This is a genomic window from Hyphomonas sp. (assembly GCF_013823385.1).
Lineage (GTDB): Bacteria > Pseudomonadota > Alphaproteobacteria > Caulobacterales > Hyphomonadaceae > Hyphomonas.
The window spans coordinates 1-23,855 of sequence record NZ_PNMA01000030.1 but is presented as its reverse complement, the minus strand read 5'-3'; the positions used below and the strand labels follow the sequence as shown (position 1 = coordinate 23,855).

Here is a 23,855-nt window from a genome sequence, read left to right as displayed (position 1 = left end):
GTCAAGCGCGCGGCATGTCAAAGCGGATCATGCCCTCGGCCTCGGGGCGGAATCCGGGCGGCAGGCGGGTCGCCTCATCATAGAGCGCGCCGGCAAACCGGGCCTTGCTGGTATCGCCCCAGAGGCAGACGGCGCCGCACAGATTGGCGCCGGAAAGGTCGGCCTGCCAGAGATTGGCGCCGGTCATGTCCGCGTCCACCAGATTGGCATGGGCCAGCCGGGCCGCGCGCAGGTTGGCGCCTTTCAGCAGCGCGCCGCGCAGATGGGCATGGGTCATCGAGGCGTTCAGCAGCCGGGCATGGTTGAGGCAGGCCCCGGCAAGGTTTGCCCAGTCGAGCCGGGCGCCGCGCAACTCGCAATTGTGAAACCGCGTGCCGGCAAAATCCTGCCCGCGCAGATCGGCGCCATGAAAGTCGCGCCCTTCGATCAGAAGGCCGGCACCGGCTGCGGTTGCCCGCACGTCTCGTCCTGTCGCCAGAATGTCCATCACTGACCCGTTTTGTCCCAGTCTGTCCATTTGAGGCTATTCGCGGGGCATTGAAAGGCCCGCGATTGACATGGGTTTCGTTCCGGGCGGACAGTCGCGTTTTGGCATGGGAGAGGCGCCATGATCACGCTCGAGCCGGTCGGCTGGGTACGGGGAGGACGGGCAGATCCCGTGGACGACAATTGGGATGGGGAAGAGGCGCTGATCGAGCTGGCGCCCGGCTTGCCCGAAAGCGCGCTGGCGGGGCTTGAGACCTTCAGCCATGCCGAAATCATCTTTTTCTTCAACCGCGTACCGGAATCGAAGATCGAAACCGGCGCGCGTCATCCGCGCGGCAACACAGATTGGCCGCTCGTCGGCATCTTTGCCCAGAGGGGCAAGAACCGGCCCAACCGTCTCGGTCTCTGCACGTGCAGGATCCTTGGCGTGGACGGGCGCTGCCTGCGGGTGAGGGGGCTGGACGCCATCGACGGGACCCCGGTGCTCGACATCAAGCCGGTGATGCGCGAATTCCTGCCACGCAGCGCAGTATCCCAACCAGATTGGGCCACAGAACTGATGAAGGATTACTGGTAGCGGGGCGGGCCGCAATTGCGGATTGGACAGCCCGCTCCGGGCGTCATAATCTCAACACAGCGTTAACCTATGGAGCTGGGGCGTTCATTGGCAATCGCATGGGGATATCCGGCATGTTGAAACACTACACTGCGAGGACTGCGCGCGCGGCAATCGCCCTGGCGCTCGGGGGCGCCGCGCTGCTGGCGGCCTGTGACCAACTCGACACCCGCATCGAGCGGGCGCGGGAGATCGCAGACGCGTCCGTGGACCAGATCAGCGGCGAAACCGTGATCGATCCGGCCTTTCGCAATCTTGAGCGTGCCGCCCCCGCAGACCGGGCCCTTGCCGGTACCGTGATGGCGCAATTCGCCGTGGATGAAGATGATCGCCCGATGTTTGCCATCGGCTCGATCATCGCCAAGCCGCTCGACATTCCAGTCTCCGCGTCCGTCGAGTTTCCCGACGATGCTGCCATGATCGAAGAAGAGCTCGAATATTTCGACAGCCCGGCAGGGGAAGCGATGCTGGAAGCGGAGGAGGCTCCCGCTGCCGCCGCGCCCGCGCCGCCGCCGCCCGCCCGGCTGGCCATCGAAGTGCCCGGCGGACAAGATATCATTGCCGAACCGGCCCAGAGCTTGCCAAGGATCAAGCTTGACCCGCGGGCGGCTCAGGAAAGCCGCGAGGAAATCGCTGAGGCCGGCCGCAATCTTGATCAGGCGGCCATCCAGGACGACACGCAGCGCCTGCAGATGCGCAGCCTGTCGCGGGAAGATCTCAAGGCCATGGCGCCGGAGGAGCGCGTGGAAGTGCGCAAGATGGCCCGGCGCGCGCCGGTCGCGCGCGAAGTGGTCCAGAAACAGCTCGACGCCAACACCGTCATGCTCGACACGATGACCAAATACGGTGTCGGCGGCGAAGTGGCGATGTCCCGCCAGGGGCAGATGGTCATCCAGATCGGCGCCGATGGGGCAAACCCCACCCAGTTCCGGGGCCGCAACGGCCCGGCGGATTTCCTGGCCCGCGCGGAAACCGCCGAATGTCCGGACAATCCGAATGCGGCGATCATCCGCGAAGACCTTGCTGTGGCCACCGCCTGCGTCGTGCGGGATCTGCGCGCCTCGGGCCAGTTCGAATATGTCGAGCCCGATTTCATCTTCCAGAACCAGTTTGCCCGCAAACCCAAGGATATGCCCGCCGGCACGCCGGGGGAAACCAAGACCGGCTCCACCGGTTCTACCGGGACACCGGCAAAACCGAAGGTCACCGATCCGAATGATCCCCTCTGGGCCCTGCAATGGCATTTCCGCGACAAGGGTACGGCAGAGGGCCGCACGGCCGGCGGCGCAGGCTTCGAGAGCTTCTGGAAACGTCAGGGCATCATCGGCTCAAACGGGGTCGTCGTGGGCGTGGTCGATACCGGCCTGCAGATGAACCATCCTGACATTGCCGGCTCGCCCAACATCATGCCCGGCTTCGACATGGTATCCGATCCCCGGATGGGCAATGATGGCGACGGGCGCGACGCCGACCCCAATGATCCGGGCGACATGTGCGACCCCACCAAGCCGGGCGCTTCCGACAGCTTCCACGGCACGCATGTGGCCGGCACCATCGGCGCGGCGGCGACCAATAACGGCGCGGGCGTTGCGGGCGGCGCCTGGGACGTGCGCATCGTGCCGGTGCGCGCGCTCGGCAAATGTGGCGGCCGCCTGTCGGACATCAATGACAGCATCCGCTGGGCTGCCGGCCTGATCCCGGCCGAACTCGATGGCGGCGTGGAGATCTGGAACGATCATCCGGCCGACATCATCAACCTCTCCATCGGCCTGCTCGGCACCTGCCCGGCCTCGCTGCAGGACGCCATCGACGCAGTGACGGCGGAAGGCGTGATCGTCGTTTCCGCTGCCGGCAATGCCCGCATGTCCACAAGCTTCTATGCGCCGGCCGGCTGCCGGAATGTCGTGACGGTTGCGGCCAGCGATGCGCGGGGCCAGATCGCGCCCTATTCCAACTTCGGGCCCGAAGTGATGGTGCTGGCCCCCGGCGGGGACCTGACGCGGGACGACAATGGCGATGGCAAGCCCGATGGCGTGCTCTCCACCAAGGCCGCCACCAACTGCTACGATCCGGTGACCGGCCAGGGCGTCGAGAATTGCTTCTATGCCTATGAGCAGGGCACCAGCATGGCCGCTCCGCATGTCTCTGCCGCCCTGGCGCTGCTCAAGGCGCGAGACCCTGGGGCGGGTCGGGAGTCCATCATCAGCACGCTGAGGGCGGCGCTGGATCCGCGCGAAAACCTGCAATGTGCGGGCCTTTGCAGCCAGTATCCCGGCGCCACACCGATCGAAGGCAGCCCGGACATGTGTGCGCGCCCGTGCGGGCAGGGGCTGCTCAACATGGCGAATGTGCCCGTCAAGGCAACCGGTGGAGGTGGCCGTTAAGATGGGATGGACCCGGCTTCCTGTGGATGTGCGCGGCCCGCTGGGTGTGCTCGGCATCGGCCTTCTGGCCGGGGCAACCGGCCTTGCCGTTGTCGGCGTGCGCGGCGGGGAAGGGGCCGGGAATGAGGCAGGCGTGAGCGAGCTTGCCTCCGCCAACGGACAATCCCATTCGGAGGCGCTGCCGTCCGGTCCGCCATCTCCGGCTTTTGACCCGCCGCCGGGACGCCCCGCCCTGATCATCGATCCGGAACCTGCGCCCCTGCCGCCGGATGAGCCGGAGGAAGATCGCGCCCCGTCCATTCCGCAGGTAACCATCCAGCAGCAGGGAGGCGGCAGCGGCATTCTGCCCGCCCGCGCGGGCACGGCTGAAGTGGTCTTCATCGTCCGCCTCAAGGGCGCGCCGGAAGTTGACATCATCACCCGCAATTTCAAGCGCGATCCCGCCGCCGCCCAGGCCGCCTGGCTGGAGCTGACCACCCGCATTCCGGTGCTGGCAGAGTTTGAGCTTTCCGGCGCCAGCTATTCGGGTGAAATCCGCCTCTCCCGGCGTCTTGCCGAGGCGACGCCTGAGACCATCAAGCAGGTGCAGGACCGCCTCCTCGCCATTGAGGGCGTTGCCTATGCCGATCCAGATTATGTCGCCCATCCCGGCCAGAAGGACAAACCATGAGCCGCATCCGCCTCCAGATCGTTTCTCTCATGCTGACCGCCAGCGCCGTGCTTGCTGGCTGCGACCAGATCCGCCTTCCCGGCGCCAGCGGCAATACCGGCGCAGAGCCCAAGGCGGGTGAGGAAACTCTCCCTCCGGGAACGGAAGAAGATAAGGCCCCCGGTGAAGTCGAATTTCCCGTTCGCCCGGAATCCACCGCTGCCGATAGCGCCATAGACTGGGAAGCTGCCCGCCGGGATCTGGCCGCCCGCCCGATCGAGACGCGGGAAGGGGCCTTCCAGGTCGCCTCCGGAGACGCGGCCCCGCCTGTGCCGGTCTTCCTTCCCTCGTCGCCCGTCTCGGTGCAGGGTGGGGAAGCAGATGTCCGCTTCCAGCCGATGGGTGATGGCTATTACGCCTTCTTCCCCGGCGAGAAATACGACACCATCGTCAACGGCACCAACAAGGTAGTCGCCGCGCCCGGCGAAGCGGTTACCCCGCGCGGGGACGCGCTGAACTTCCAGCCGACGACGACCGGCGCGCAGGTTTCCTTCGCGCGCTATGGCGCAGACTATCTGGTAGAGTTCGAGTGCAAGGAACTGACGAATGGCCTGCCCACCTGCATCACGCAGGATGAGGCGCTGGCCTTTGCAACGGATCTGGTGATTTCGGGGACCCGCTGATGCTGAAAGCACGTTTATCCGCCGCCGGATTATCGGCGGTATTGCTGCTGTTGGGGGCGTGCGACTTTGTGCGCTTCCCCGGTGATGGCGGCCCGCCGCCGCAAACCCCTGAGCCTGGTCCGGCCATTCCGCCCGGCGCCCCCGGCCCGCCGCCGCCTGAGCCGGGCGAAGACCCTTGGGAGCTTCCTCCGCTTGAGGAAGATAACGCGCCCGAGCCCGCCGATGGCGCCGCGCCTGATGAGGCAGAGCCCGCCCCGGAAATGCCCGTGGACGGAACGCCCGGCGAAGAAACGCCTCCCGGTGAAACCCCGCCGGGTGACACGCCGGAGCCCGAAACACCAGAGCCCGAGCCCGGGCCTGAACCCCAGCCCCAACCGGAACCCGAGCCTCAGCCCGTGGTCCAGCCGGTTTTCAGCTTCCATCCGCCCGGCGCGCTGCTGGCAGGCACAGGCGGGGGCTTTCCCGAACAGGTGGTCCATGCCCCGAACATGGTGTTCCCGATCAAGTCGGCGCCCGCCTATCTTCAGTCGCAGGTGTTCATGTATGGCGGCGGCGTTGCCGGCGGCGACCAGTGCGACGCGCGCAACTATGCCTATCCCTGGCGGGATAATTTCTGCGAAACCCGCTCGGCCAATCGCGGCTCGCCCTTCTGTCCGGTGAACAAGATCCATCAGGGGCAGGACATTCGCGTCGGCACGGCGGCAGACTGCAACACGCTGCGCCGGCAGAGTGCGGCCCAGCGCGGCATTCATGAAGTGGTCGCCGTGGAAGATGGCGTCATCTCCTCCATCGGTACGTATACGGTCAAACTCCGCAGCGAGGGCAGCATCTACAATTACATGCACCTCAACATGAACCGGCTCTCCGTCACAGCTGGCCAGTTCGTCAAGGCGGGTGATCTGATCGGCTATGTCTCGAATGATTTCGGTGGCACGCCCACCACCATCCACCTGCATTTCGAGATCACCCAGAACACTGCCGGCAATGGCTGGGTGCATGTGCCGCCCTATCTCTCCCTGGTGAAGGCCTATGAGCGCCGCCAGAACGGCCCCGGCGAGCAGCTGGAGCCGGAAATCGGCGTCGCCTCGGCGCCGGAATGGATCATCCCGGAAGGGTATGAGATCATCGAATAGAACGAAGAAGGGCGGCTGATGAGGCCGCCCTTTTCAAATCTGCTATCTGGAAGAGGGCTTCAGCCCGAAATCGCCTGCTCGTCGCGCTCGCCGGTGCGGATGCGGAGGATGGATTCCAGATCGTGGACGAAGATCTTGCCATCGCCGATGGTGCCAGTATTGGCCGCTTGCGTGATCGCCTCGATGAAGCGCTCCACGTCTGCATCGGCGCAGGCCAGCTCCACCTTCACCTTGGGAAGCAGGCGCACTTCATATTCGGCGCCGCGATAGACTTCCGTCTTGCCCTGCTGGCGGCCATAGCCGCGCACTTCGGTGACGGTCAGGCCGGTGGCGCCCGCTTCGGAAATCGCTTCGATAACCGCGTCCAGACGGCTCGGTTTGAAGACGGCTGTGATCTGTTTCATGGCGGTATTCCTGTCTGACGGGCCGATGCTGCACATGCGAACGTAATCAACATGACGGAATCGTCAATGTTCTTCACGCCTTGCCGCACGGGCAGGGCGCGCAATTCTCACCTGATCGGTCACCGGCGCGGCAGTGCCGCTTCTGGGCGGGGCATACAGGCGTTTGACGGCCTCGATCAGAACCACGCCGCCCATGCCCGGCGCGATCAGCCGGCCCATTGCCTCCCAGCCCTCGGCGGCGGAGGTGACAAGACCAAGATCGGTCGGCGGCATGTAGAGCGCCCCGGAAGAGGCGGTCACCTGAAAAAGGCCTGTGGAGAGCAGATTGGAAAGCTGGCTGCGCGTCCAGGGGCGGCCATGGCCAAAGGGCGTGCGCGTGGCGCGAGACCAGAGGCCGGAGCGGTTGGCGGCGGTGAGCACGATGCGGCCTTCCGGCGCCGTCACGCGCCAGATCTCGCGCAGATAGGCGCGCGGGTCGCCGGTCTCTTCCAGCCCGTGCAGGATGATCACCCGGTCAAACAGCCCGTCCGGAAAGGGCAGGCGCGGGTCGCCCACGGCCACGGTGGCATTCCCCCGGCCTGAACAGTCCCAGCTGACAGGCCCATGTTCCAGCGGCACGGCGGCAATCATCCGGCGTGGCCCGGTGGTGAAGGCGTCCAGCACCGGCAATGCGTAGCCAAGCCCCAGCACTGACAGCCCCTTGGCGTCGCCCCACAGATCGGTCAGCTTGCCCGCCAGAATGCGCGCAGCCGCCTTGCCCAGCTCGGAGGCGTAAAAGCGTTCAAGGGTGACGGCGTCCTGTCGCATCGTTATGGCTTGCAGCGCGTTCCTGTAATCGCGGGCCTGTTTGCGGAGGTAGACCCATGAGTGTTCTGATCGAAATACACCAGTTTCCCTGCCTGAACGATAATTACGGTTATCTGGTGCATGAACCCGGCTCGGGCGCCACCATCGCCATCGATACGCCCGATGCGGAAGTATACCTCGCGGAAGCCGAAAAGATGGGCTGGCAGATCAGCGAGATCTGGAACACCCACTGGCATCCCGATCATGCCGGCGGAAACCTCAAGATCAAGGAAGCCACCGGCTGCCGCATCATCGGCCCGGCAGGGGAAGCCGACAAGATACCGGGCATCGACAAGCGCCTGAAGGGCGGCGACCGGGTGGAACTGGGGGATGCAACGGCCACCGTCATCGACGTGCCGGGCCACACGCTCGGCCATATCGCCTTCCATTTCCCCGATCAGGATGTCGCCTTCGTGGGCGACGCGGTCTTCGCCCTTGGCTGCGGCCGGGTGTTTGAAGGCACGATGGAGATGATGTGGGAAAGCCTGAAGCGCATCAAGAAACTGCCGAAGAAGACGCGGCTCTACTGTGCCCATGAATACACCGCCTCGAACGCGAAATTTGCCGTTACGATCGAGCCGGAGAACAAGGCGCTGAGGGAATATGTCGCCTGGATCGAGAAGCGCCGGGCCGAGGGCAAGCCGACGGTCCCCGCGCTGCTGGAGCGGGAGCTGGAGACAAACCCGTTCCTCCGCGCAGACCTTCCCGAGATGCAGCTCGCCATGGGCCATGCCGGCAATGCGGCGGCCACTTTCGGCGAGATCCGCGGCCGGAAGGACCGCTTCTGATGCGGCCTGCCCTCTCCGGCGATCTCGGGCCCAATGAAATCATCCGGATGCTCGGCCTTCGGCCCCATCCGGAAGGCGGCCATTATGCCGAAACCTATCGCGCGCCCGCCGAGGCAGGCGCCCGGGCAAACTTGACGGCCATCTACTATCTTCTTCAGGCCGACGAGATTTCGGCCTGGCACCGGGTGGACGCAGATGAAGCCTGGCTCTGGCATGCCGGCGGCCCGCTTGCCCTCACCCTGTCTCCCCCAGGCGGGAAGGGCGCTGCCAGCGTCACCCTCGGCCCGGACCTGCGCGCAGGCCAGCGCCCCCAGGCCATCGTGCCCGCCGGGCACTGGCAGACGGCCGAGACGCTGGGCGCCTGGACGCTGGTGTCCTGCCTCGTCGCGCCGGGGTTTGAGTTTTCGGGCTTCACGATGGCGCCGCCCGGCTGGCGGCCGGAAGTCTGAACGCGGTTTCCGGGCAACAAAAAACTCCAACGGCGTTGGAGTTTTTTGCCTCTCCTTGGAGGAACCGTTGGAGTTTTTAAGGGGGCTTATCCACGGGATAAGCCCCGCTTTGTCAGCCCGCGATATACTGCGCGCCGTTCACCGTCATGGTCGCCCCATTGATGAAGGCAGCCTCGTCAGAGGCAAGGTAGGCACACATAGAGGCGATCTCTTCGGCCTTGCCGAGCCGGCCCACCGGGATGGTCGCGATGATCCCCTGCAGCACTTCGGGTTTCACCGCCTGCAGCATCTCGGTGTCGATATAGCCCGGCGCTACTACGTTGGCCGTAATGCCTTTTTTGGCGCCTTCATAGGCCAGCGCCTTGGTAAAGCCGATCAGGCCGGCCTTGGCGGCGGAGTAATTGGCCTGGGTGAATTGCCCCTTCTGGCCGTTGATCGACGAGATGTTGATCACCCGGCCGAAATTGCGCTCCCGCATCCCGTCCCACACCTGGCGGGTCACGTTGAAGGCGGAGGTCAGGTCCACATTGATCACTTCCTGCCACTGGGCCAGCGTCATCTTGTGGAACGGGGCGTCCCGTGTGATCCCGGCATTGTTGACCAGCACCTCGACCGTCCCGAGGTCAGCCTCGATCGCCTTCAGCCCGGCGCCTACGGCGTCATAGTCGGCTACGTCGAATTTATAGACCTTGATACCCGTTTCGCGGGAAAATTCGGCCGCTGCCGCGTCATTGCCGCCATAATTTGCGGCCACCGAATATCCCTTTGCCTTCAGCATTTCGCTGATTGCCTTGCCGATGCCGCGCGTGCCGCCGGTCACCAGAGCCGTTTTCGCCATGGTCGTAATCTCCTCCCGATTGTCTCGTTGAGATTACACTCGCCTAGAAGCGGGTCTCACATCAATAGCGCATTGGTCTTATGAGGGTTCTGTGCAAATATTTTGCACTAGCACAATAATTGCTTGCTCCATTGCAGGGCATCGCGCGAGGTGAGGATATGGCCAGACAATCAGGCTCCACAGGGCCAATCATCATAAAGAAGTACGCCAACCGGCGGCTCTATGACACGTCGACGTCTTCCTATGTCACTCTGGAACACCTGTCAGATCTTGTCCGGGAAGGGCAGGAATTTGAAGTTCGCGATGCCAAGACCGGCGAAGACCTGACCCGTCAGGTGCTCACCCAGATCATTTTCGAGCACGAAACCAAGGGGCAGGGCGCCCTGCCGCTGAATTTCCTGCGCCAGTTGATCGGCTTTTACGGCGGCGGCGCGCAGGCCTATCTGCCGTCTTTCCTGGAAATGTCGATGAACAGCTTTGCCCAGGCGCAGAAGGAATGGCGCAAGGCCGCCAATCCGATGAGCCTGTTCGAGGCCCAGACGCGCCGCAACATGGCGATGTTCGAGCAGGCGATGAAGATGTTCATGCCGGGCGTAGCGCCGGGCAGTCCAGCCGGCGCTGCTGAGCCGCGCCCGTCCGCAGCGCAGCCGCCAGCCAACCCGTTCATGGAATATCAGGCCGAAGCCCTTGCTGCGATGCAGGAGCAGATGGAAGCCATCCAGAAGCAGCTGGCCGACCTTTCCCGCAAGGAATAAGGCCGGCCTGCCGGAGCCTCTGTCAGACGTCGCCCGCCACGCCGAAATCCCGGCGCGCCGAGACAATGGTGACGATCACGCCCGCCAGAACATCCAGCAGCGTCATCGCCGTCAGGATGAAGAAGGTGGAGGTGGCGAAGTTTGGCATCAGCAGGAACTGCACCAGGCAGAGGATGAACAGCAGCAGCGAGATGCCATGATTGACGATCGTGGCCGTGCCGGTGCTGGTGGATTTCAGGATTTCCAGGAACAGGAAGATCACGGCCAGGAGGACAATGGCGTCTCCGTTAGTCAGTTCCCACTCCACGCCGGAAATCATCGGCAGACCCAGAAAGCGCTCGCTCAGCAGGCTCGCCAACGGTGCGGCTTGAGTCTGAACAATCTGTCCACTGGCATCGACCACCTGAACCGAACCACCAAAGGCTGCCAAGAGATTGTAGAGCACGACGGGAATGACCAGCAGCGGAAAGATGCCGAAGATTAGTCGCATGAATGACCCCTGTTTTTGAGTTGCGCCATTGCCTGCGCGACGTTTCTGGTCACGCTCCATCTTGGCAACGGCCGCGCCCGCAAGTGCGATTCTCGTGTCCTTAGAGGCCTTGCCTGCCACGTCCACCCTCGCAACGACGATTGCGTTTACCAAACCTGTCTAACGTATCGCAGCGGGGGTGGCGAGGGGCTTTGAGAGGCCACCCTTCACGCGGCAGCTTCAGAGGTTTTCCGGCGGCTTGTCGAAGCTGGCTTCCTGAGCCTTGTGATGCAGCTGCAGATTAAGCAGCACGCCCTTCGCCGCCGGAAGCAGCCAGAGGCAGAGGAGGGTCACCACCACGCCCACGCCAATCATGGCAAGGATCTTCAGGCCCACCGGCAGCGGGCTCATCGGCACCAGGAACAGGAACGGCGCCATCAGGATCAGCACCCCGAAGCCGACGAAGAAGGCTGGCCCGTCGGCCGTGTCGGCGGCGCTCATGTCCCGTCCGCAATGCGGGCAGGCGTCATTGAGCTTGAGATAGCCCTTGAACAGCTTGCCCTCGCCGCAGGCGCCGCAGCGTTGGCGAATTCCGGAGAGGATGGGGGTCTGTTTGTGTTCCATGCGCGGTATTTAGGCACGCGATCCTGCGAAAGCCCCGTGACAAACGCCCGCGCCTCCTCTTGACGCGGGCAGGCGCATTGCCCACGAGTGCGCCGGTTTCAACGCCCTGCGGGAGCTTCCTTCATGTCAGACCCTGTTTTCAGCCGCATCGCCATCATCGGTGTGGGCCTTATCGGCTCCTCGATTGCGCGGGCCTCGGCTGAATATGGCGCGGCGGGGGAGGTGGTCCTGTATGACGCGAGCCCGGATGTGCGCGCCCGCGCAGCCGCGCTCGGCCTCGGCACGGTGGCGCCGACGCTTGAAGTAGCTGTCTCTGACGCTGACTGTGTGATCGTCTGCGTGCCCGTCGGCGCGATTGGCGCGGTGGCGGCCGGCGCGGTGCCCAGCATGAAATACGGGGCCATTCTCACCGATGTCGGCTCGGTCAAGAGCGAGGCGGCCCGCGCCCTGCACGCCGCTGCCGATGGCCGCATCCACGTCATTCCCGGCCACCCGATCGCGGGCACCGAGCAATCGGGCCCCGAAGCGGGCTTCCCAACGCTGTTCCGCGGGGCCTGGCATATCCTGACGCCGCTTTCAGGTCAGGACGAAGCCTACCAGATCGCCACCGGTCAGCTGGCTGCTTTCTGGACCCGTCTTGGCGCCAAGGTGGAGGCCATGGACGCAGGCCGGCATGACCGCGTTCTGGCGATCACCTCCCACCTGCCTCACCTGATAGCCTTCAACATCGTCACCACCGCTTTCGACCTTGAATCGGTCGAGCAGGGCGAAGTGGTGAAATATTCGGCCGGCGGTTTCCGGGATTTCACCCGGATTGCCGCGTCAGACCCGGTGATGTGGCGCGACGTGTTCCTCAACAACAAGGAAGCCGTTCTCGAATGCCTCGGGCGCTTTTCCGAGGATCTCGCCGTTCTGCAGCGGGCCATCCGCTGGGGCGATGGCGACACGCTGATCCGCGAGTTCACGCGCGCCCGCTCCATCCGCAAGGCGATCATTGATGCGGGCCAGGATTCCAGCGCGGTGAACTTCGGGCGGAATATGCCGGAGCCGGAAGAACAGGCTTAGGCGCCTATTTCGGCGCGCGCTTGGCCAGGATGCGCTGCAGCGTGCGGCGGTGCATGTTGAGGCGGCGCGCGGTTTCCGAGACGTTGTGGTTACACAGCTCGTATACCCGCTGGATATGTTCCCAGCGCACGCGGTCTGCCGACATGGGGTTCTCGGGCGGCGCAGGGCGCTCGTCCTGTGTCGCGGTCAGCGAGCGGATGATGTCTTCCACATCGGCGGGCTTGGAGAGGTAATCGACCGCGCCTGCCTTTACCGCCGCAACGGCCGTCGCAATCGCGCCATAGCCGGTGAGGATCACGGCGCGCGCTTCGGGGCGGTGTTTCTGCAGCACTTCCACCACTTCCAGGCCGCTGCCATCTTCCAGGCGCAGGTCCAGAACCGCGAAGGCGGGCGGGTTCAGGCGGGCAATGTCCTTGCCTTCCGACACGTTGGTAACGGCGGAAACGACAAAGCCGCGCTGGGCCAGCGCGCGGGCAAGGCGCTGCACAAACGGGCCGTCATCATCCATCACAAGGCAGGATTTATCCTCCACGCCTTCCAGGCTCGGATGCAGGTTCACGACAGCGGGGCGTTCCATGCGCTCTCTCCTTCAGGCGGTCTTGCCGCGGGTAAGCGAATATATGGCGGAAAAGTCAACTATTCCAATCCACGCGGCAGCAGCGCATTCAGCGGCCAGACAGCCTGAACGATGGCGCCGGTGGCCGGCGGTGTCCTGTTTCGGGACGCTATTCGCCCGCCAGTACGCTCGATCAGCGTCTTTGCGATGAAAAAGCCAAGGCCCATGTCCCCCCCGCCGAGGCGGGCTTCGGACCGGTCAGAAATATACGGCTCCCCCAGTTTCGGCAGCACTTCGGGCGAGAATCCGGGGCCGTCATCGGTGATGGTGATCACCACCTGATCGGCCGTCCAGCTCGCCGTGGCGTCGACGCGGGTGGCAGCAAAGCTGACGGCATTCTCGATGAAGGCGCCCAGCGCATGGAGAATTTCCGGGCTGCGGGCGAGGATCGGCGGCTTTTCCGCGCCGCCTTCGCCTGTCACGGCGCGCACAACCAGCGCCACACCCAGGCCCTTCATCGGCGCGGCGGCTTCTTCCACCAGCGCGTCCAGCGGCATCCGGGCGTGGACAATATCGGTTGCGTCGCGCGCCTCGCGGATGGCCGAGAGGATCGAGCGGCAGCGGTCGGCCTGTTCGGCGATCAGGCGGAAATCTTCGGCGTGCGGATCGTCCGGGCTGGCCTGCTGCACCAGCTCCTTGGCGACAAGGTGAATGGTGGCCAGCGGCGTGCCCAGCTCATGCGCCGTCATCGCTGACATGGCGCCCAGCGCCGAGAGTTTCTGCTCGCGCGCCATGACGACGCTTGCGGCATCGAGCGCGCGCACGAGACGCGCCTCATCCTGGCTGACACGCGCCGCCGAGAGGGTGAAGAACACGACGCCCACGGCCAGGGCGGTGAACTGGCCCCACTGGAAGAGGATCGGCAGATGCGTGCCCCCGCTTTCCTCCCAGGGGAGGGGCAGGCTGAGGAAGGGCATCAGCGCGGCCAGACCAAGCGCGAGGAGCGCGATGGCGCTCGCCCGGAAGCGCCCGAGGCTGAGCGCGGCAACGGTAACCGGCGCCAGCATCAGCAGCAGGAAGGGGTTGGAGAGCCCCCCGGTCGCGGCGATCAGCGCAGCCAGCTGCACCGTGTCGAAGCCCAGCTGCAGCACCGCTTCCCAGCTATGGGTCAGGCGCTGGGACTGGAAGGCGAAGGAAAGGAACACGTTGAGCCAGGCAGACGCCGCAATGATGGCGAGGCACAGCGCCAGCGGCACGTTGAAGCCCAGAACGAACGCCACGAACAGCACGGCAGCGGTCTGGCCCGCCACGGCCAGCCAGCGCAGCGTGATGAAGGTGCGCAGCCGGGTCCGTCCGAGGGCAGACTGGGCCGAGCCCAGCCCTTCGGGTGCCAGCGTGAAGATCGCGTCTTCAAAGCCCAGTCTCGAATCTCTGGAGAAATCATCCATGCCGGACTTATGCGGCAGCCTGTCTCTTGCGCCAAGCGCCGGAATGGGCGCCTATCGCCGGATGCGAACCTCATTTGCCTTTGTTCTTCCGACCCTGTTCCTGCTTGCAGCCTGCGGCGCATCGGACGCGCCAGCGCCCGGGGGCGAGGGTATTGCCAGATCCGGCGGCATGAAATCGGGCTGCGCCAGCCGCGCCTATAGCGAAATCGGCGGGCCGATCTCGCTGATCGACCATACCGGCGCGCGGGTGACGGAGGAGACCTACAAGGGCCAGCCGACGGTTGTGTATTTCGGCTTCACCTATTGCCCGGATGTTTGCCCGGCGGCGCTTTCCACGCTGGGGGCGGCCTATCGCCGTCTGCCGGAAGGGGAGACTGCGCCGCAGACCCTGCTGATCACGGTCGATCCGGAACGCGACACGCCAGAGGCACTGGCAACCTATGTGACCACGCCGGCCTTTCCGCCGGGCCTTGTTGGCCTGACGGGCTCAGCGGCGGAAATCCGCGCGGCGGCCGATCATTTCAAGGCCGACTATGCCCGCATCGAACAGCCCGAAAGCCTCGCCGAATACACGATGGACCACACCAACCTCATCTATGTGATGGATGAGAACTGGAAGCTGAAGACCTTCTTCACCCATGAAGACACGCCCGAGACGATCTCGGCCTGTCTGGCGGAGCTATTCTAGGCTGCGCTGGATCGGGGCGGGAATTCGCCGGTTGGAGAAGCCCCGCCTCCAAGTTGACCGACCCTCAAAATTCGCTCAGTCATTCTTGCCATCCAATGCATCGGGATTGTCGGGAGATCGGGATGTGGTGTGGTGGCGTATTTAGCGGGACCAAGATTGCGCTGATCTGCGAGGCCTATGTCGTTGCATATCTGCGTGACGAGAAGGAGGGGATTCCTTTTCCCGGTATGTGGGACTTGCCGGGCGGCGGACGCGAAGGAGAAGAAGATCCCATCGAATGCGCGTTACGCGAAGTGGAAGAAGAATTCGGCTTGAGAATTCCGGCAGAGCGCGTCCAGAAGTTGACGCGATATCAAGGCCAGTCGCCGAGCGGCATGGACACTTATTTTTGTCTCGCGAACATCGAGCCCGATGAAATTGATCAGGTGCAGTTCGGCGAAGAGGGGCAGCGCTGGTCGATGATGGCGATCGATGAATTCATCCGGCACACGCACGCCGTGCCGCACCTTCAAGAGCGTCTCGCCCAGCTCCTTTCAGATTACTGATTTCGTTCGTCCGCAGTCTGCCGGCTCCTGCCGCGCGGCCGCCCCTAAATCTCGTCCGCGCCGCCCGGATTACGGCGGCGGCGGATCAGCCACATCACGCCGCGCAGGTCTGAGAGGGCATCCTTGAGGCGGCCGAAATTGGTGTAGTTCGACCGGCCGGTGCCGCGCGGGCGGTGGTTAACTTCCCGGAATTCCACCAGATGGCCATCCGAACGCATCAGCGCGGGCATGTAGCGGTGCATGTGATCGAAATAGGGGAGCTGCAGGAAGGTCGCCCGCTCCATCACCTTGATGCCGCAGCCACTGTCGTCGCAGTCATCCTTCAGCATCCGTTTGCGGATATTGTTGGCAAAGCGGCTGCCGAAGCGTTTCCAGGCGGTGTCCTTGCGGCTGCCGCGGCGGCCCATCACCATTTTCAGGCCATGCGGGGCGTCGGCGCGGGTCAGCTGGCGGTAGAGGTCAGGCAGGTCGGCAGGGTCGTTCTGGCCGTCCCCATCCAGCGTGCCGACAACCGGCCCGCGCGCAGCGAGAATGCCGGAGCGGATGGCGCGGCTCTGCCCGGCGTTCTTCCGGTGGCCCAGCACCCGCAGCATCGGGAAACGGCTCTTGAGCGCCGCCAGCTCCGCGCGGGTTTCGTCTGTGGAAGCGTCGTCCACGAAAATCATCTCGAAGGCGCGGCCATCCAGCGCCCGGGCGATTTCGGTGGCAAGCTGCTCGACATTGCCGGCTTCATTGTGAACGGGCACGACAACGGAAAATTCAAGCGAGTCGGCCACGGTCAGTCCATTCATTCAATTCAGCTAATTTGCGCACATAACCCCGGCAGGGGCCAAAATCGAGACCTGGATGGCATGGGGGGCGCCGCTGGCCTGCATTTCCGGGCGGGTGTGTCCAAAATGCCTGCCGCCAATTCTGCAAGACGAACCGCAAATCCAGCGCTATTACCCTGCCCATGACACTGCTTGACCGTCTCTCGACAGGCTGGAAAGCCTGGGTTCTTCTCTTCGTGATCACCTTTGGCGCCGCTGCGCCGGGCGTTTTCCTGCTGCCCGCGCTGGACCGCGACGAGAGCCGCTTTGCGCAGGCCTCCAAGGAGATGCTGGAGGAGGACAACTACATCCTCATCCAGTACCAGGACGAGCTGCGCAACAAGAAGCCCGCCGGCATCCACTGGCTGCAGGCGGCCTCCACCGCGATCTTCACCGGGCCGGAAGCCAACGAGATCTGGACCTACCGGGTGCCAAGCTGGCTCGGCGCGGCCTTCGGCACGCTCGCCTGTTTCTGGGCGGGTATCCCCCTCATCGGGCGGCGGGCGAGCTTCCTCGGTTCAGCCCTTTTCGGCGCCACCCTGCTGCTGACGTCTGAAGCGCATATTTCGAAGACGGACGGTATGCTCGTCTTCCTTACCACGCTGGGTATTGGCGCGCTGGTGCGGCTCTATGTCGAGAAGTCCCAATCGAAGGCCATGGCGCTGCTCTTCTGGGTCACGATGGGCGCAGGCTTCCTCATCAAGGGGCCGGTGACGCCGATGGTGGCGGCCTATGCCGGGGTTGGCGTCTGGCTTTGGGACCGGCTGAGGACCGGGCGGGGCGGGGACTGGTGGCGCGTGCTGCTATGGTGGCCGGGCCCGCTGATCTTTGTCGCGCTGGTTCTGCCCTGGCTGATCTGGATACAGATGGCCACCGATGGGCTGTATGTGCAGGGCGCGGTCGGCAAGGATCTCAAAGACAAGTTTGTCGGCGCTTCGGAAGGCCATGGCGGCTGGCCGGGCTATCACCTTGCCCACATTCCGGCCTGGTTCTATCCGGCGAGCCTGTTGCTGATCCCGGCGATTGTCGCCACCCGGCGCGCCCTGCGGGGCGAAACGCTGACGGCGCTGGGCCACGGCACGGCGGGGCTGAAATTCCTGCTCGCCTGGGGCGTGCCGACCTGGATTTTCTTTGAACTCCTGCCTACCAAGCTCAGCCATTACATCCTGCCCGCCTATCCCGCCTTTGGCCTCCTCTGCGGCTACGCCGCCGTGCAGATGATGGACGGGATGAAGATGCCGCTGGCGCGCGGGCTCGGCATGGTCACCTTTGCGCTGGGGGCGATCCTGTTGCTGGCCGTCTCCTATCCGGGCGTGACCAGCTATTTCATGGCCGAGACCGCAGGGGATTTCACCACCGTCTCGAAGGAGGAGGTGCTCGCCTCCTGGACGGGATACCGCGACTTCCCGCTCTGGCTCTGGGCGGCGGGCTTTGCGCTGGCGGGGCTGGCGCTGGTGGAATCGGCGCGCCTGCGCATGGGCGCAGCCATCACCATGGCCGTGCTTTCCAGCGTCGCCATCGGCTGGCATGTGCGCATCTTCATGCTGCCGAGCCAGGTCTGGGTGCAGCCGACGGAGACGGCGCGTCTGGCGCTGGAGGATGTGTGCGGCGTTCCGGGCGAGGACGCCGACTGCAATGTGAAGACGCCGGCGCGCATCCTGGCGCTGGGCTATGCCGAGCCCTCCTATGTGCTGTCGCTGGGCACGCAGAACCTCCATCCGCCGCAGACACCGCTGGATCTGCCAATGGATGAGGCGGCTTATCCGGTGGTCTACCTCCTGAATTTCGAGGACCGGAAGGCCGAGCCGCCGATCCTGGAGGAAGCCGCCCATCTGCGCGCGCAGGCCGAATCGCTGGGCCTCTGCCTGACGGAAGGGGCGCCCCGCTACGCCCTCAACTATTCAAATGGCGACCCGGTGCATTTCCGCGCCTGGCGGTTTGACTGGGGCGGCTGTCCGGGGGCCGATCAGCCTTCCAGTTCGACGTCCCAGTAGAGATAGTCCATCCAGGTTTCGTGCAGATAGTTCGGCGGGAATTTCCGGCCGATGTCCTGAAGCTGGAAATTGTTCGGCCGGAAGGGCCGGTGCTGGAGGTCCAGCCCGCTGTCGCGCAGCAGCTTGCCGCCCTTGGCGAGATTGCAGGGGCTGCAGGCCGTAACGATGTTGTCCCAGGTCGTGCGCCCGCCACGTGAGCGGGGGATGACGTGATCGAAGGTCAGATTGTCATGCGCGCCGCAATAGGCACATTTGAAGCCGTCGCGCAGGAACACGTTGAAGCGCGTGAAGGCCGGCGCCCGGTCCTGCCGCACGAAATCGCGCAGGGCGATGACCGAAGGCAGGCGCATTTCCCGGCTGGGGCTGCGCACCACATAGTCATATTCGGCAACGATATCGACGCGGTCGAGGAACACCGCCTTGATCACCTCCTGCCAAGGCCAGAGGGACAGCGGATAATAGGACAGCGGCCTGAAGTCAGCATTCAGGACGAGAGCGGGACGGCCAGTCGGCGGGGTGGTGATGATTTCAGCCATGGGTCCCTCCGATGTGGCCCTGATGGGCATGATCCTGTCTGATCCTGCTGAAGACGCGTGCTCCTTGCGGTCGTGTTCGCCGTCCGTTTAGGCGATTCCCATAATAAGATTATGACAGCGCAGGCTGAACGCAAGGCCCCGTGAACGGCGACGGTTCAGGCGGAAGGGGCCGCGTCCCGGGCCCGCTCGGCATTCAGCCACCCCCAGAGCAGGTGGGCCGCCACGCCCCGGTGGGGCCGCCAGATTTCGGCATGCTGGGTGAAAATCTTTGATTCCATGCGGATTTCATATCCGCCGAGCTGTTTGTGGGCCTCCATCAGGCCGACATCGGCAATCGGGAAGGCGTCCATCGCGCCGACGGCGTAGAGCAGGAACAATTCTGCCGTCCAGGGGCCGATCCCGCGCACCGAAACCAGCTCCGCGCGGGCCGAATCAAGGTCTGCGGCGCAGACGCGGGCGAGGTTCAGCTCTCCGGTAACCATCGCCTGCGCGATCGAATTGAGATGCGCCACCTTCGGGCGGGAGAGGCCGCAGGCGCGCAGGTCTTCCTCCGAAGCGGCCAGCATCGCCTCGGGCGTCACCTCGCCGAGGAAGGCCTCGACCCGGCTCCAGATCGTGGCGGCGGCCTTGGTGGAGAGTTGCTGGTGGGCGATCATCCGGCCGAGCATGCCGTATCCCGGCTCGCTGGTGCGCCAGGCGGGCACACCGATACTCTCATAGGCGCGGGCAAGGGCGGGGTCTGCCCCGGCAAGGCGCTCGCAGGCTGTTTTCAGCCGGCGGCGGCCCGGCGCGGTCATCCCAGCTTTTCCTTCTGCACGGCGGCGCCTTCCTCAAGCAGACGATTGGAGGCTGTCTCCAGATCGCTCTCAAGACGCGGCATCAGCGCCTTGCGGTCAAGCCCCGCAGCGATGGGGGGCAGAATTTCATAGATGATCTTGCCGGGCTTGCGCCGTGTGCCCCGCGCCGGCCAGCAGAGCCCGGCATTGGTCGCCACCGGCACGATGGGCAGGTCCAGCGCCTTGTTGAGGGCAGAGATGCCCGCAGCCTGATAGGCAGGCTCCGAATAGGGCGCTGTGCGGGTGCCCTCCGGGAAGATGACGATGGCGCGCCCGTTTTCGACGCGCTGTCTGGCGGATGCCACGATTGCCTTCAGGGTCTTGGAGGTGCCCGCCCGGTCGATGGGGATCATCTTTGTTTTCAGGGCGTACCAGCCGAGGAAGGGGTAGAACAGCAGCTCCCGCTTCAGGACGATGGCCGGGTCAGAGGTGACGATGAAGGGGATGAAGATGTCGAGCATGCAGTGATGCTTGCCGGCATAGATGAACGGGCCTTGCGGGATATGCTCCCGGCCCCGGATCTCGGTGTCGATATTGCAGATCAGCTTCAGGCCCACCCGGATGATCTGGGCGTAGAGCCGGATGGCGCGCTGCGCCACGATCCGCGGCAGCAGGATAGCCGGCAGGTAGAGGATGCCGCAGATGGCCATCCAGCCATAGAGCCAGGCCACGAACAGGTAGGATCGAAGTGCCATCATATCCGCGCTGTAGCGGCGTTCCGCCTGTCCGTCACTAGCCAGGCGCTACATCACCGATTTCAGCGCCCGCATCACCGTTACCCCGGCCGCGATGCGGGAGGCGAGCCCCGCAATGATCGGCGTGATCACCAGAATGGCGAGATCGGGAAAGTCCAGCGTCAGTTCCGGCAACAGGCCGGACCGGTTTCCGCTCGACCGGGCAATCGCGATCAGCAGGGCGACAGAGGCCAGCGCCACCAGCGCGCCGACCGTGCCTGCCCGCAGGCCCAGCAGCCAGAAGCGCCGCTCGAACAGGCGGGCAATGAACCGGTCCCGCGCGCCGGCAATGTGCAGTACATCGACAATATCGCGCCGGGCGAGCAGGGCGGCGTGGGTGGCAAACGCGATGACGGCAATCGCGGTGGAGGCCAGCAGGGCCACGATGCCGAAGGCCACCATCCGGGCCGTGCCCAGCATCCGCCGCACATCGCCGGCCCAGGCCGAATGGGAATCGACGGCGGCCGTGTAGCCGGCCGTCTCCAGCGTGGCGGTCAGGGCGCGGCCGATGTCGCCTGCCTCCGGCGCAGCGGTGACGGCGATGAGGCGCGGCACCGGCAGGTCTGCCGGCAGGCCCCGGCTGCCGAAGGTCGGCTCCAGCAGCGCGGAGATTTCTGCTTCCGAGAGGAGGCGTGCGCCTTCGACGCCCTCAATCGACTGCACCAGCAGGGTGGCAGCCTGCGCGTCCTGCGGGGCGGCATCCGACAGGGAGATCGTGTATTCGCCCTCCACCTCGGCGGTCCAGGCGCGGGCCGCGCCATAGGTGGACTTTGCCGTCAGGGCGGCCAGGGCGGCGAGGAAGCACAGCGCGCCGACCACGAAGAACAGGGCCGCCTCGCGGGCGTCTTCCAGCGGCAGGAGAGAGGTTTCGCCGCGCTTCATTCTTCTTCCGCCTTGATTTCAATGCCATCGCCCCGGCGCCGGGCGGTCTTGCCGGGCTCCGGCGAGGTTCGGGCCAGGAGGCCATTGGCCAGATGGTAGACCGGCGCGTCCACCTGGCGGATCAGCCCCAGATCATGGCTGGCGATGATCACCGTGGTGCCAAGGCGCTTGTTGAGCTCGATGAACAGGCGCATCAGCCGCGCGCCCATTTCAGGGTCAACGTTGCCGGTCGGCTCGTCGGCAATCAGCAGGTCGGGCTGGGTGACGACGGCGCGGGCGATGGCGACGCGCTGCTGCTCCCCGCCCGAGAGGGTTTCCGGGCGCTTGTGCATCCGCTCGCCCAGGCCCACCCAGGCCAGCAATTCTTCCACATCGGTGCGGTATTGCGCCTCTTTCCGGCCCATGACGCGCAGGGGCAGGGCCGCGTTTTCATAGGCGGTGAGGTGTGCCAGCAGGCGGAATTCCTGGAACACGACCCCGATCCGGCGGCGCATGGCCGAGAGCTGATCGCGGGTCAGCCGGCTGGTCGGGCGCCCGAACAGCGAGACTTCGCCGGTGCTGGGGGCGCGGGCCAGATAGAGCAGCTTCAGCAGGCTGGACTTGCCCGCCCCTGAAGCACCTGTGAGGAAGCTGAACGAGCCGGGTTTCAGTGCGAGATCAATCCCGCTAAGGATTTCACCTGACGCATCATAGCGAAGCGTCACCGCGTCGAGGCGGACAGCCGCTTCGTCGAAAATGTCCGGGCGTAGCTGGGTCATATCTGTGGCGCGTCCGGTGTTTGCGGGTTCAACGAACGGGGCGAGTAGCGGGGAAGACTTCGGGCCATGATCCTTACCTGTCCTTCCTGCGGAACCCATTATTTCGCCGATGACTCAACAATCGGTGAAAGTGGGCGCACTGTTAAGTGTGCCAGCTGCGGTCATTCCTGGTTTGTGCAGCCCGCTCACCTCGCCGAAGACCGCCCGGCACCGCCCGCCCCGCATGAGCTTTACCGCGAGAAGATGCGCGAATCGCGCCGCGAGAGAAGCCGCTGGGCCGCGCTGATGTCCTGGCTGGTCATCGGCCTGATCTTCATTGCGCTGACGGCTGCCTTCTTCTTCTTCCGCAATGAGGTGGTCAAAGCCTGGCCGCAATCGGCCGCCGCCTACCGCCTGTTCGGCCTGGAAGTGAACCGTTTCGGCCTTGAGTTTGACGGCATCGTCCACACCCGCACCTTCAACGACACGATCCCCATCGTCACCGTCACCGGCCGGGCGGTGAATGTGGCCAAGACCGTGATCGAGACCCCCGGCGTGCGGGTCGACCTCAAGGACGAGGCCGGGGAGATCGTCGCCACACGCTACAGCTATGTCACCCCGGTGGAGCTGGAGCCGGGCGCGGCCGGACAGTTTGGCGTGGTGGTCGAGCCGACCCCGATCGAGAGCTATGAGATCGAGCTGACCTTCGTGGACCGCTCGGCCGTGCCGACCGAGCCGCCGGTGGAAGCCCCTGCCGGGGAGGTGATCGAACCGGCCCCGCCGCTGCCGCCGGCCGATGAACTCATGGATGAGGGAGCCCCCGGCCCGCAATGACCGACCTGCCCAAGATTGATGTGGTGATGCCCGAGGCCGAGCTGATGGCCCGGGTTGAAGAGCTCGCCACCCGCCTTGCCCCGCGCCTTGCCACCCCGGACTGGACGGCGGTGTCGATCCTGATCGGGGCGACGCCGTTCACCAGCGACCTGATGAAGGCGCTCGCCCGGCGCCACATCCATCCCGTTCTGGATGTGATGTGGCTGGAGAGCTACCGCGACGCGCGGGAGAGTTCGGGCCGCGTGGTGGTGCGCGCCGACATTGCGCGGAATGTGGAAGGGCGGGGCGTGCTGCTGATCGACGACGTGTTCGATACCGGCCGTACACTGGATTTCGCCAAGCAGCATCTGATCGCCAAGGGCGCGCGCGAGGTGATCACCGTGGCGCTGACGCAGAAGCCCTGGGCCCCGCGCGGCGAGATGGGCGTGGACTATTGCGCCTTCGACGCGCCGGGCCGCTTCCTCGTCGGCTATGGCATGGACGACAAGGGCCTCTATCGCGGGCTCCCCTATATCGGGGCGCTTGATTAGATTGCTCGCGGCGATTTCCGCGTCTGCGACGCGGAGCCGCTGCGCCTTCGCCTTGCTCGTGGGGGCATCAGGCCTTGAGGGCGCAGTTTGCCATTTCCCCTCTCCCGCTTGCGGGAGAGGGGAGGGGTGAGGGGGCGAGGTTTCCTTTGAGCGCTGGCTTCTGGCCTCGTCACCCTCGATGCGCGTCAGCGCATCTGAGGGCCCATCTCCCACCCTCTCACAGTTCCCGGCCTTCCCGTGTCATCGGGGGCGTTCTCTCCTTCAGTGCCCCTGCAGGGAGGCGCGCGCAGGAGATGGGCCCTCAGATGGCCTGCGGCCATCGAGGGTGACGAAGGGGAGGGGGCATACATCTGTATCCGGACTGGCAGAGCCATCCGGGGTCGGAGCAGTTCTTGTGGCTCACGGGGTGGAGCCTGCGCGGCGGGCGCCGCGGCGCCCGAAGAAGAAATTGTGTTTGCGGTGTGGGCGCTTTCGCCCGCCGCGCTGCCCCCGGAGTTTCGGGCAGTTTTCGGGATGACTTCGGCGCTGCCAGGCCTT

General features: G+C 65.0%; 28 protein-coding genes and 1 pseudogene. 15 read left to right on the top strand and 14 right to left on the bottom strand.

What is annotated here, in order from left to right; translation table 11 throughout:
* Position 1: 1 nt before the first annotated feature.
* The gene (locus C0456_RS15520; protein ID WP_291053959.1) at positions 2–517 is read right to left on the bottom strand and encodes a pentapeptide repeat-containing protein; all 516 of its coding nucleotides are present in this window, start codon (positions 515–517) and stop codon (positions 2–4) included.
* A gap of 90 nt (positions 518–607) precedes the next feature.
* Here C0456_RS15520 and C0456_RS15515 point away from each other — a divergent pair, with 90 nt between their 5' ends.
* From C0456_RS15515 to C0456_RS15495, 5 genes are all read left to right on the top strand, one after another.
* Positions 608–1,063 (top strand): SAM-dependent methyltransferase, encoded by a 456-nt coding sequence (locus C0456_RS15515; RefSeq protein ID WP_291053957.1) that lies wholly within the window; start codon positions 608–610, stop codon positions 1,061–1,063.
* 113 nt (positions 1,064–1,176) lie between these two features.
* On the top strand, positions 1,177–3,486 hold the full coding sequence (locus C0456_RS15510; RefSeq protein WP_291053955.1) for a S8 family peptidase: 2,310 nt from the start codon (positions 1,177–1,179) through the stop codon (positions 3,484–3,486).
* A 1-nt stretch (position 3,487) separates the two neighbouring features.
* Positions 3,488–4,156 (top strand): hypothetical protein, encoded by a 669-nt coding sequence (locus C0456_RS15505; RefSeq protein WP_291053953.1) that lies wholly within the window; start codon positions 3,488–3,490, stop codon positions 4,154–4,156.
* Positions 4,153–4,818 (top strand): hypothetical protein, encoded by a 666-nt coding sequence (locus tag C0456_RS15500; protein WP_291053951.1) that lies wholly within the window; start codon positions 4,153–4,155, stop codon positions 4,816–4,818. The genes C0456_RS15505 and C0456_RS15500 overlap by 4 nt, the downstream gene beginning before the upstream one ends.
* Entirely contained in the window at positions 4,818–5,951 is a 1,134-nt protein-coding gene (locus C0456_RS15495; RefSeq protein ID WP_291053949.1) for a M23 family metallopeptidase, read from the top strand. Before C0456_RS15500 ends, C0456_RS15495 begins: the two co-directional genes overlap by 1 nt.
* Before the next feature lie 59 nt (positions 5,952–6,010).
* Here C0456_RS15495 and C0456_RS15490 read toward each other — a convergent pair whose 3' ends face one another.
* Positions 6,011–6,355: a P-II family nitrogen regulator gene (locus C0456_RS15490; RefSeq protein WP_290921138.1), complete on the bottom strand. Its 345-nt coding sequence runs from the start codon at positions 6,353–6,355 to the stop codon at positions 6,011–6,013.
* A gap of 63 nt (positions 6,356–6,418) precedes the next feature.
* A complete protein-coding gene (locus C0456_RS15485; RefSeq protein ID WP_291053948.1) occupies positions 6,419–7,162 on the bottom strand; it encodes a methyltransferase domain-containing protein in 744 nt (247 codons plus the stop codon).
* 56 nt (positions 7,163–7,218) lie between these two features.
* On the opposite strand from C0456_RS15485, the gene gloB reads away from it, so the two are divergent.
* Positions 7,219–7,989: a hydroxyacylglutathione hydrolase gene (gene gloB / locus C0456_RS15480; RefSeq protein ID WP_291053946.1), complete on the top strand. Its 771-nt coding sequence runs from the start codon at positions 7,219–7,221 to the stop codon at positions 7,987–7,989.
* The gene (locus tag C0456_RS15475; protein WP_291053944.1) at positions 7,989–8,438 is read left to right on the top strand and encodes a cupin domain-containing protein; all 450 of its coding nucleotides are present in this window, start codon (positions 7,989–7,991) and stop codon (positions 8,436–8,438) included. Before gloB ends, C0456_RS15475 begins: the two co-directional genes overlap by 1 nt.
* 112 nt (positions 8,439–8,550) lie before the next feature.
* Here the strand turns inward: C0456_RS15475 and phbB are convergent, their stop codons facing one another.
* A complete protein-coding gene (gene phbB, locus C0456_RS15470) occupies positions 8,551–9,276 on the bottom strand; it encodes an acetoacetyl-CoA reductase (RefSeq protein WP_291053942.1) in 726 nt (241 codons plus the stop codon).
* 158 nt (positions 9,277–9,434) lie between these two features.
* Between phbB and phaR the strand changes: the two genes are divergently transcribed.
* On the top strand, positions 9,435–10,031 hold the full coding sequence (gene phaR, locus C0456_RS15465) for a polyhydroxyalkanoate synthesis repressor PhaR (RefSeq protein WP_291053940.1): 597 nt from the start codon (positions 9,435–9,437) through the stop codon (positions 10,029–10,031).
* 22 nt (positions 10,032–10,053) lie between these two features.
* On the opposite strand, the gene C0456_RS15460 is transcribed toward phaR, so the two are convergent.
* Positions 10,054–10,521 carry a hypothetical protein gene (locus C0456_RS15460; RefSeq protein WP_291053938.1) on the bottom strand — a complete coding sequence of 156 codons (468 nt, stop codon included), beginning with the start codon at positions 10,519–10,521 and terminating at the stop codon, positions 10,054–10,056.
* A gap of 219 nt (positions 10,522–10,740) precedes the next feature.
* A complete protein-coding gene (locus C0456_RS15455) occupies positions 10,741–11,124 on the bottom strand; it encodes a DUF983 domain-containing protein (protein ID WP_291053936.1) in 384 nt (127 codons plus the stop codon).
* 123 nt (positions 11,125–11,247) lie between these two features.
* Here C0456_RS15455 and C0456_RS15450 point away from each other — a divergent pair, with 123 nt between their 5' ends.
* The gene (locus C0456_RS15450; RefSeq protein WP_291053935.1) at positions 11,248–12,189 is read left to right on the top strand and encodes a prephenate/arogenate dehydrogenase family protein; all 942 of its coding nucleotides are present in this window, start codon (positions 11,248–11,250) and stop codon (positions 12,187–12,189) included.
* Between the two features lie 4 nt (positions 12,190–12,193).
* Here C0456_RS15450 and C0456_RS15445 read toward each other — a convergent pair whose 3' ends face one another.
* A complete protein-coding gene (locus tag C0456_RS15445) occupies positions 12,194–12,766 on the bottom strand; it encodes an ActR/PrrA/RegA family redox response regulator transcription factor (protein WP_051612705.1) in 573 nt (190 codons plus the stop codon).
* A 59-nt stretch (positions 12,767–12,825) separates the two neighbouring features.
* Positions 12,826–14,193: an ActS/PrrB/RegB family redox-sensitive histidine kinase gene (locus C0456_RS15440; protein ID WP_291053931.1), complete on the bottom strand. Its 1,368-nt coding sequence runs from the start codon at positions 14,191–14,193 to the stop codon at positions 12,826–12,828.
* On the opposite strand from C0456_RS15440, the gene C0456_RS15435 reads away from it, so the two are divergent.
* Together C0456_RS15435 and C0456_RS15430 are read left to right on the top strand one after the other, a co-directional pair.
* Positions 14,192–14,881: an SCO family protein gene (locus tag C0456_RS15435; protein WP_291053928.1), complete on the top strand. Its 690-nt coding sequence runs from the start codon at positions 14,192–14,194 to the stop codon at positions 14,879–14,881. The two genes, C0456_RS15440 and C0456_RS15435, sit on opposite strands and share 2 nt — an antisense overlap.
* A 122-nt stretch (positions 14,882–15,003) precedes the next feature.
* On the top strand, positions 15,004–15,426 hold the full coding sequence (locus C0456_RS15430; RefSeq protein WP_291053926.1) for an NUDIX hydrolase: 423 nt from the start codon (positions 15,004–15,006) through the stop codon (positions 15,424–15,426).
* A 44-nt stretch (positions 15,427–15,470) separates the two neighbouring features.
* On the opposite strand, the gene C0456_RS15425 is transcribed toward C0456_RS15430, so the two are convergent.
* The gene (locus tag C0456_RS15425; protein WP_035601206.1) at positions 15,471–16,217 is read right to left on the bottom strand and encodes a glycosyltransferase family 2 protein; all 747 of its coding nucleotides are present in this window, start codon (positions 16,215–16,217) and stop codon (positions 15,471–15,473) included.
* A gap of 161 nt (positions 16,218–16,378) precedes the next feature.
* Here C0456_RS15425 and C0456_RS15420 point away from each other — a divergent pair, with 161 nt between their 5' ends.
* Positions 16,379–18,229 (top strand): glycosyltransferase family 39 protein, encoded by a 1,851-nt coding sequence (locus tag C0456_RS15420; RefSeq protein ID WP_291053923.1) that lies wholly within the window; start codon positions 16,379–16,381, stop codon positions 18,227–18,229.
* Here the strand turns inward: C0456_RS15420 and C0456_RS15415 are convergent.
* The 5 genes from C0456_RS15415 to ftsE form a co-directional block, all read right to left on the bottom strand.
* The gene (locus C0456_RS15415) at positions 18,202–18,765 is read right to left on the bottom strand and encodes an HNH endonuclease (RefSeq protein WP_291053921.1); all 564 of its coding nucleotides are present in this window, start codon (positions 18,763–18,765) and stop codon (positions 18,202–18,204) included. The two genes, C0456_RS15420 and C0456_RS15415, sit on opposite strands and share 28 nt — an antisense overlap.
* 155 nt (positions 18,766–18,920) lie before the next feature.
* Complete coding sequence (locus tag C0456_RS15410; protein ID WP_291053919.1) at positions 18,921–19,562, bottom strand: DNA-3-methyladenine glycosylase 2 family protein; 642 nt, start codon at positions 19,560–19,562, stop codon at positions 18,921–18,923.
* Entirely contained in the window at positions 19,559–20,299 is a 741-nt protein-coding gene (locus C0456_RS15405) for a lysophospholipid acyltransferase family protein (RefSeq protein ID WP_291053917.1), read from the bottom strand. Before C0456_RS15405 ends, C0456_RS15410 begins: the two co-directional genes overlap by 4 nt.
* 45 nt (positions 20,300–20,344) lie before the next feature.
* On the bottom strand, positions 20,345–21,217 hold the full coding sequence (locus tag C0456_RS15400) for a cell division protein FtsX (RefSeq protein ID WP_291053915.1): 873 nt from the start codon (positions 21,215–21,217) through the stop codon (positions 20,345–20,347).
* Positions 21,214–21,975, bottom strand: a complete 762-nt coding sequence (ftsE, locus tag C0456_RS15395) for a cell division ATP-binding protein FtsE (RefSeq protein WP_291053913.1) — start codon at positions 21,973–21,975, stop codon at positions 21,214–21,216. Before ftsE ends, C0456_RS15400 begins: the two co-directional genes overlap by 4 nt.
* Positions 21,976–22,041: 66 nt before the next feature.
* Here ftsE and C0456_RS20960 point away from each other — a divergent pair.
* The 3 genes and pseudogenes from C0456_RS20960 to C0456_RS15385 all read left to right on the top strand — a co-directional run.
* Positions 22,042–22,137 (top strand): annotated as a pseudogene (locus tag C0456_RS20960) (MJ0042-type zinc finger domain-containing protein); the annotation flags it as partial.
* A gap of 12 nt (positions 22,138–22,149) precedes the next feature.
* Positions 22,150–22,788: an FxLYD domain-containing protein gene (locus tag C0456_RS15390; protein WP_291053911.1), complete on the top strand. Its 639-nt coding sequence runs from the start codon at positions 22,150–22,152 to the stop codon at positions 22,786–22,788.
* On the top strand, positions 22,785–23,318 hold the full coding sequence (locus tag C0456_RS15385) for a phosphoribosyltransferase (RefSeq protein ID WP_291053909.1): 534 nt from the start codon (positions 22,785–22,787) through the stop codon (positions 23,316–23,318). Before C0456_RS15390 ends, C0456_RS15385 begins: the two co-directional genes overlap by 4 nt.
* Positions 23,319–23,855 lie beyond the last annotated feature (537 nt).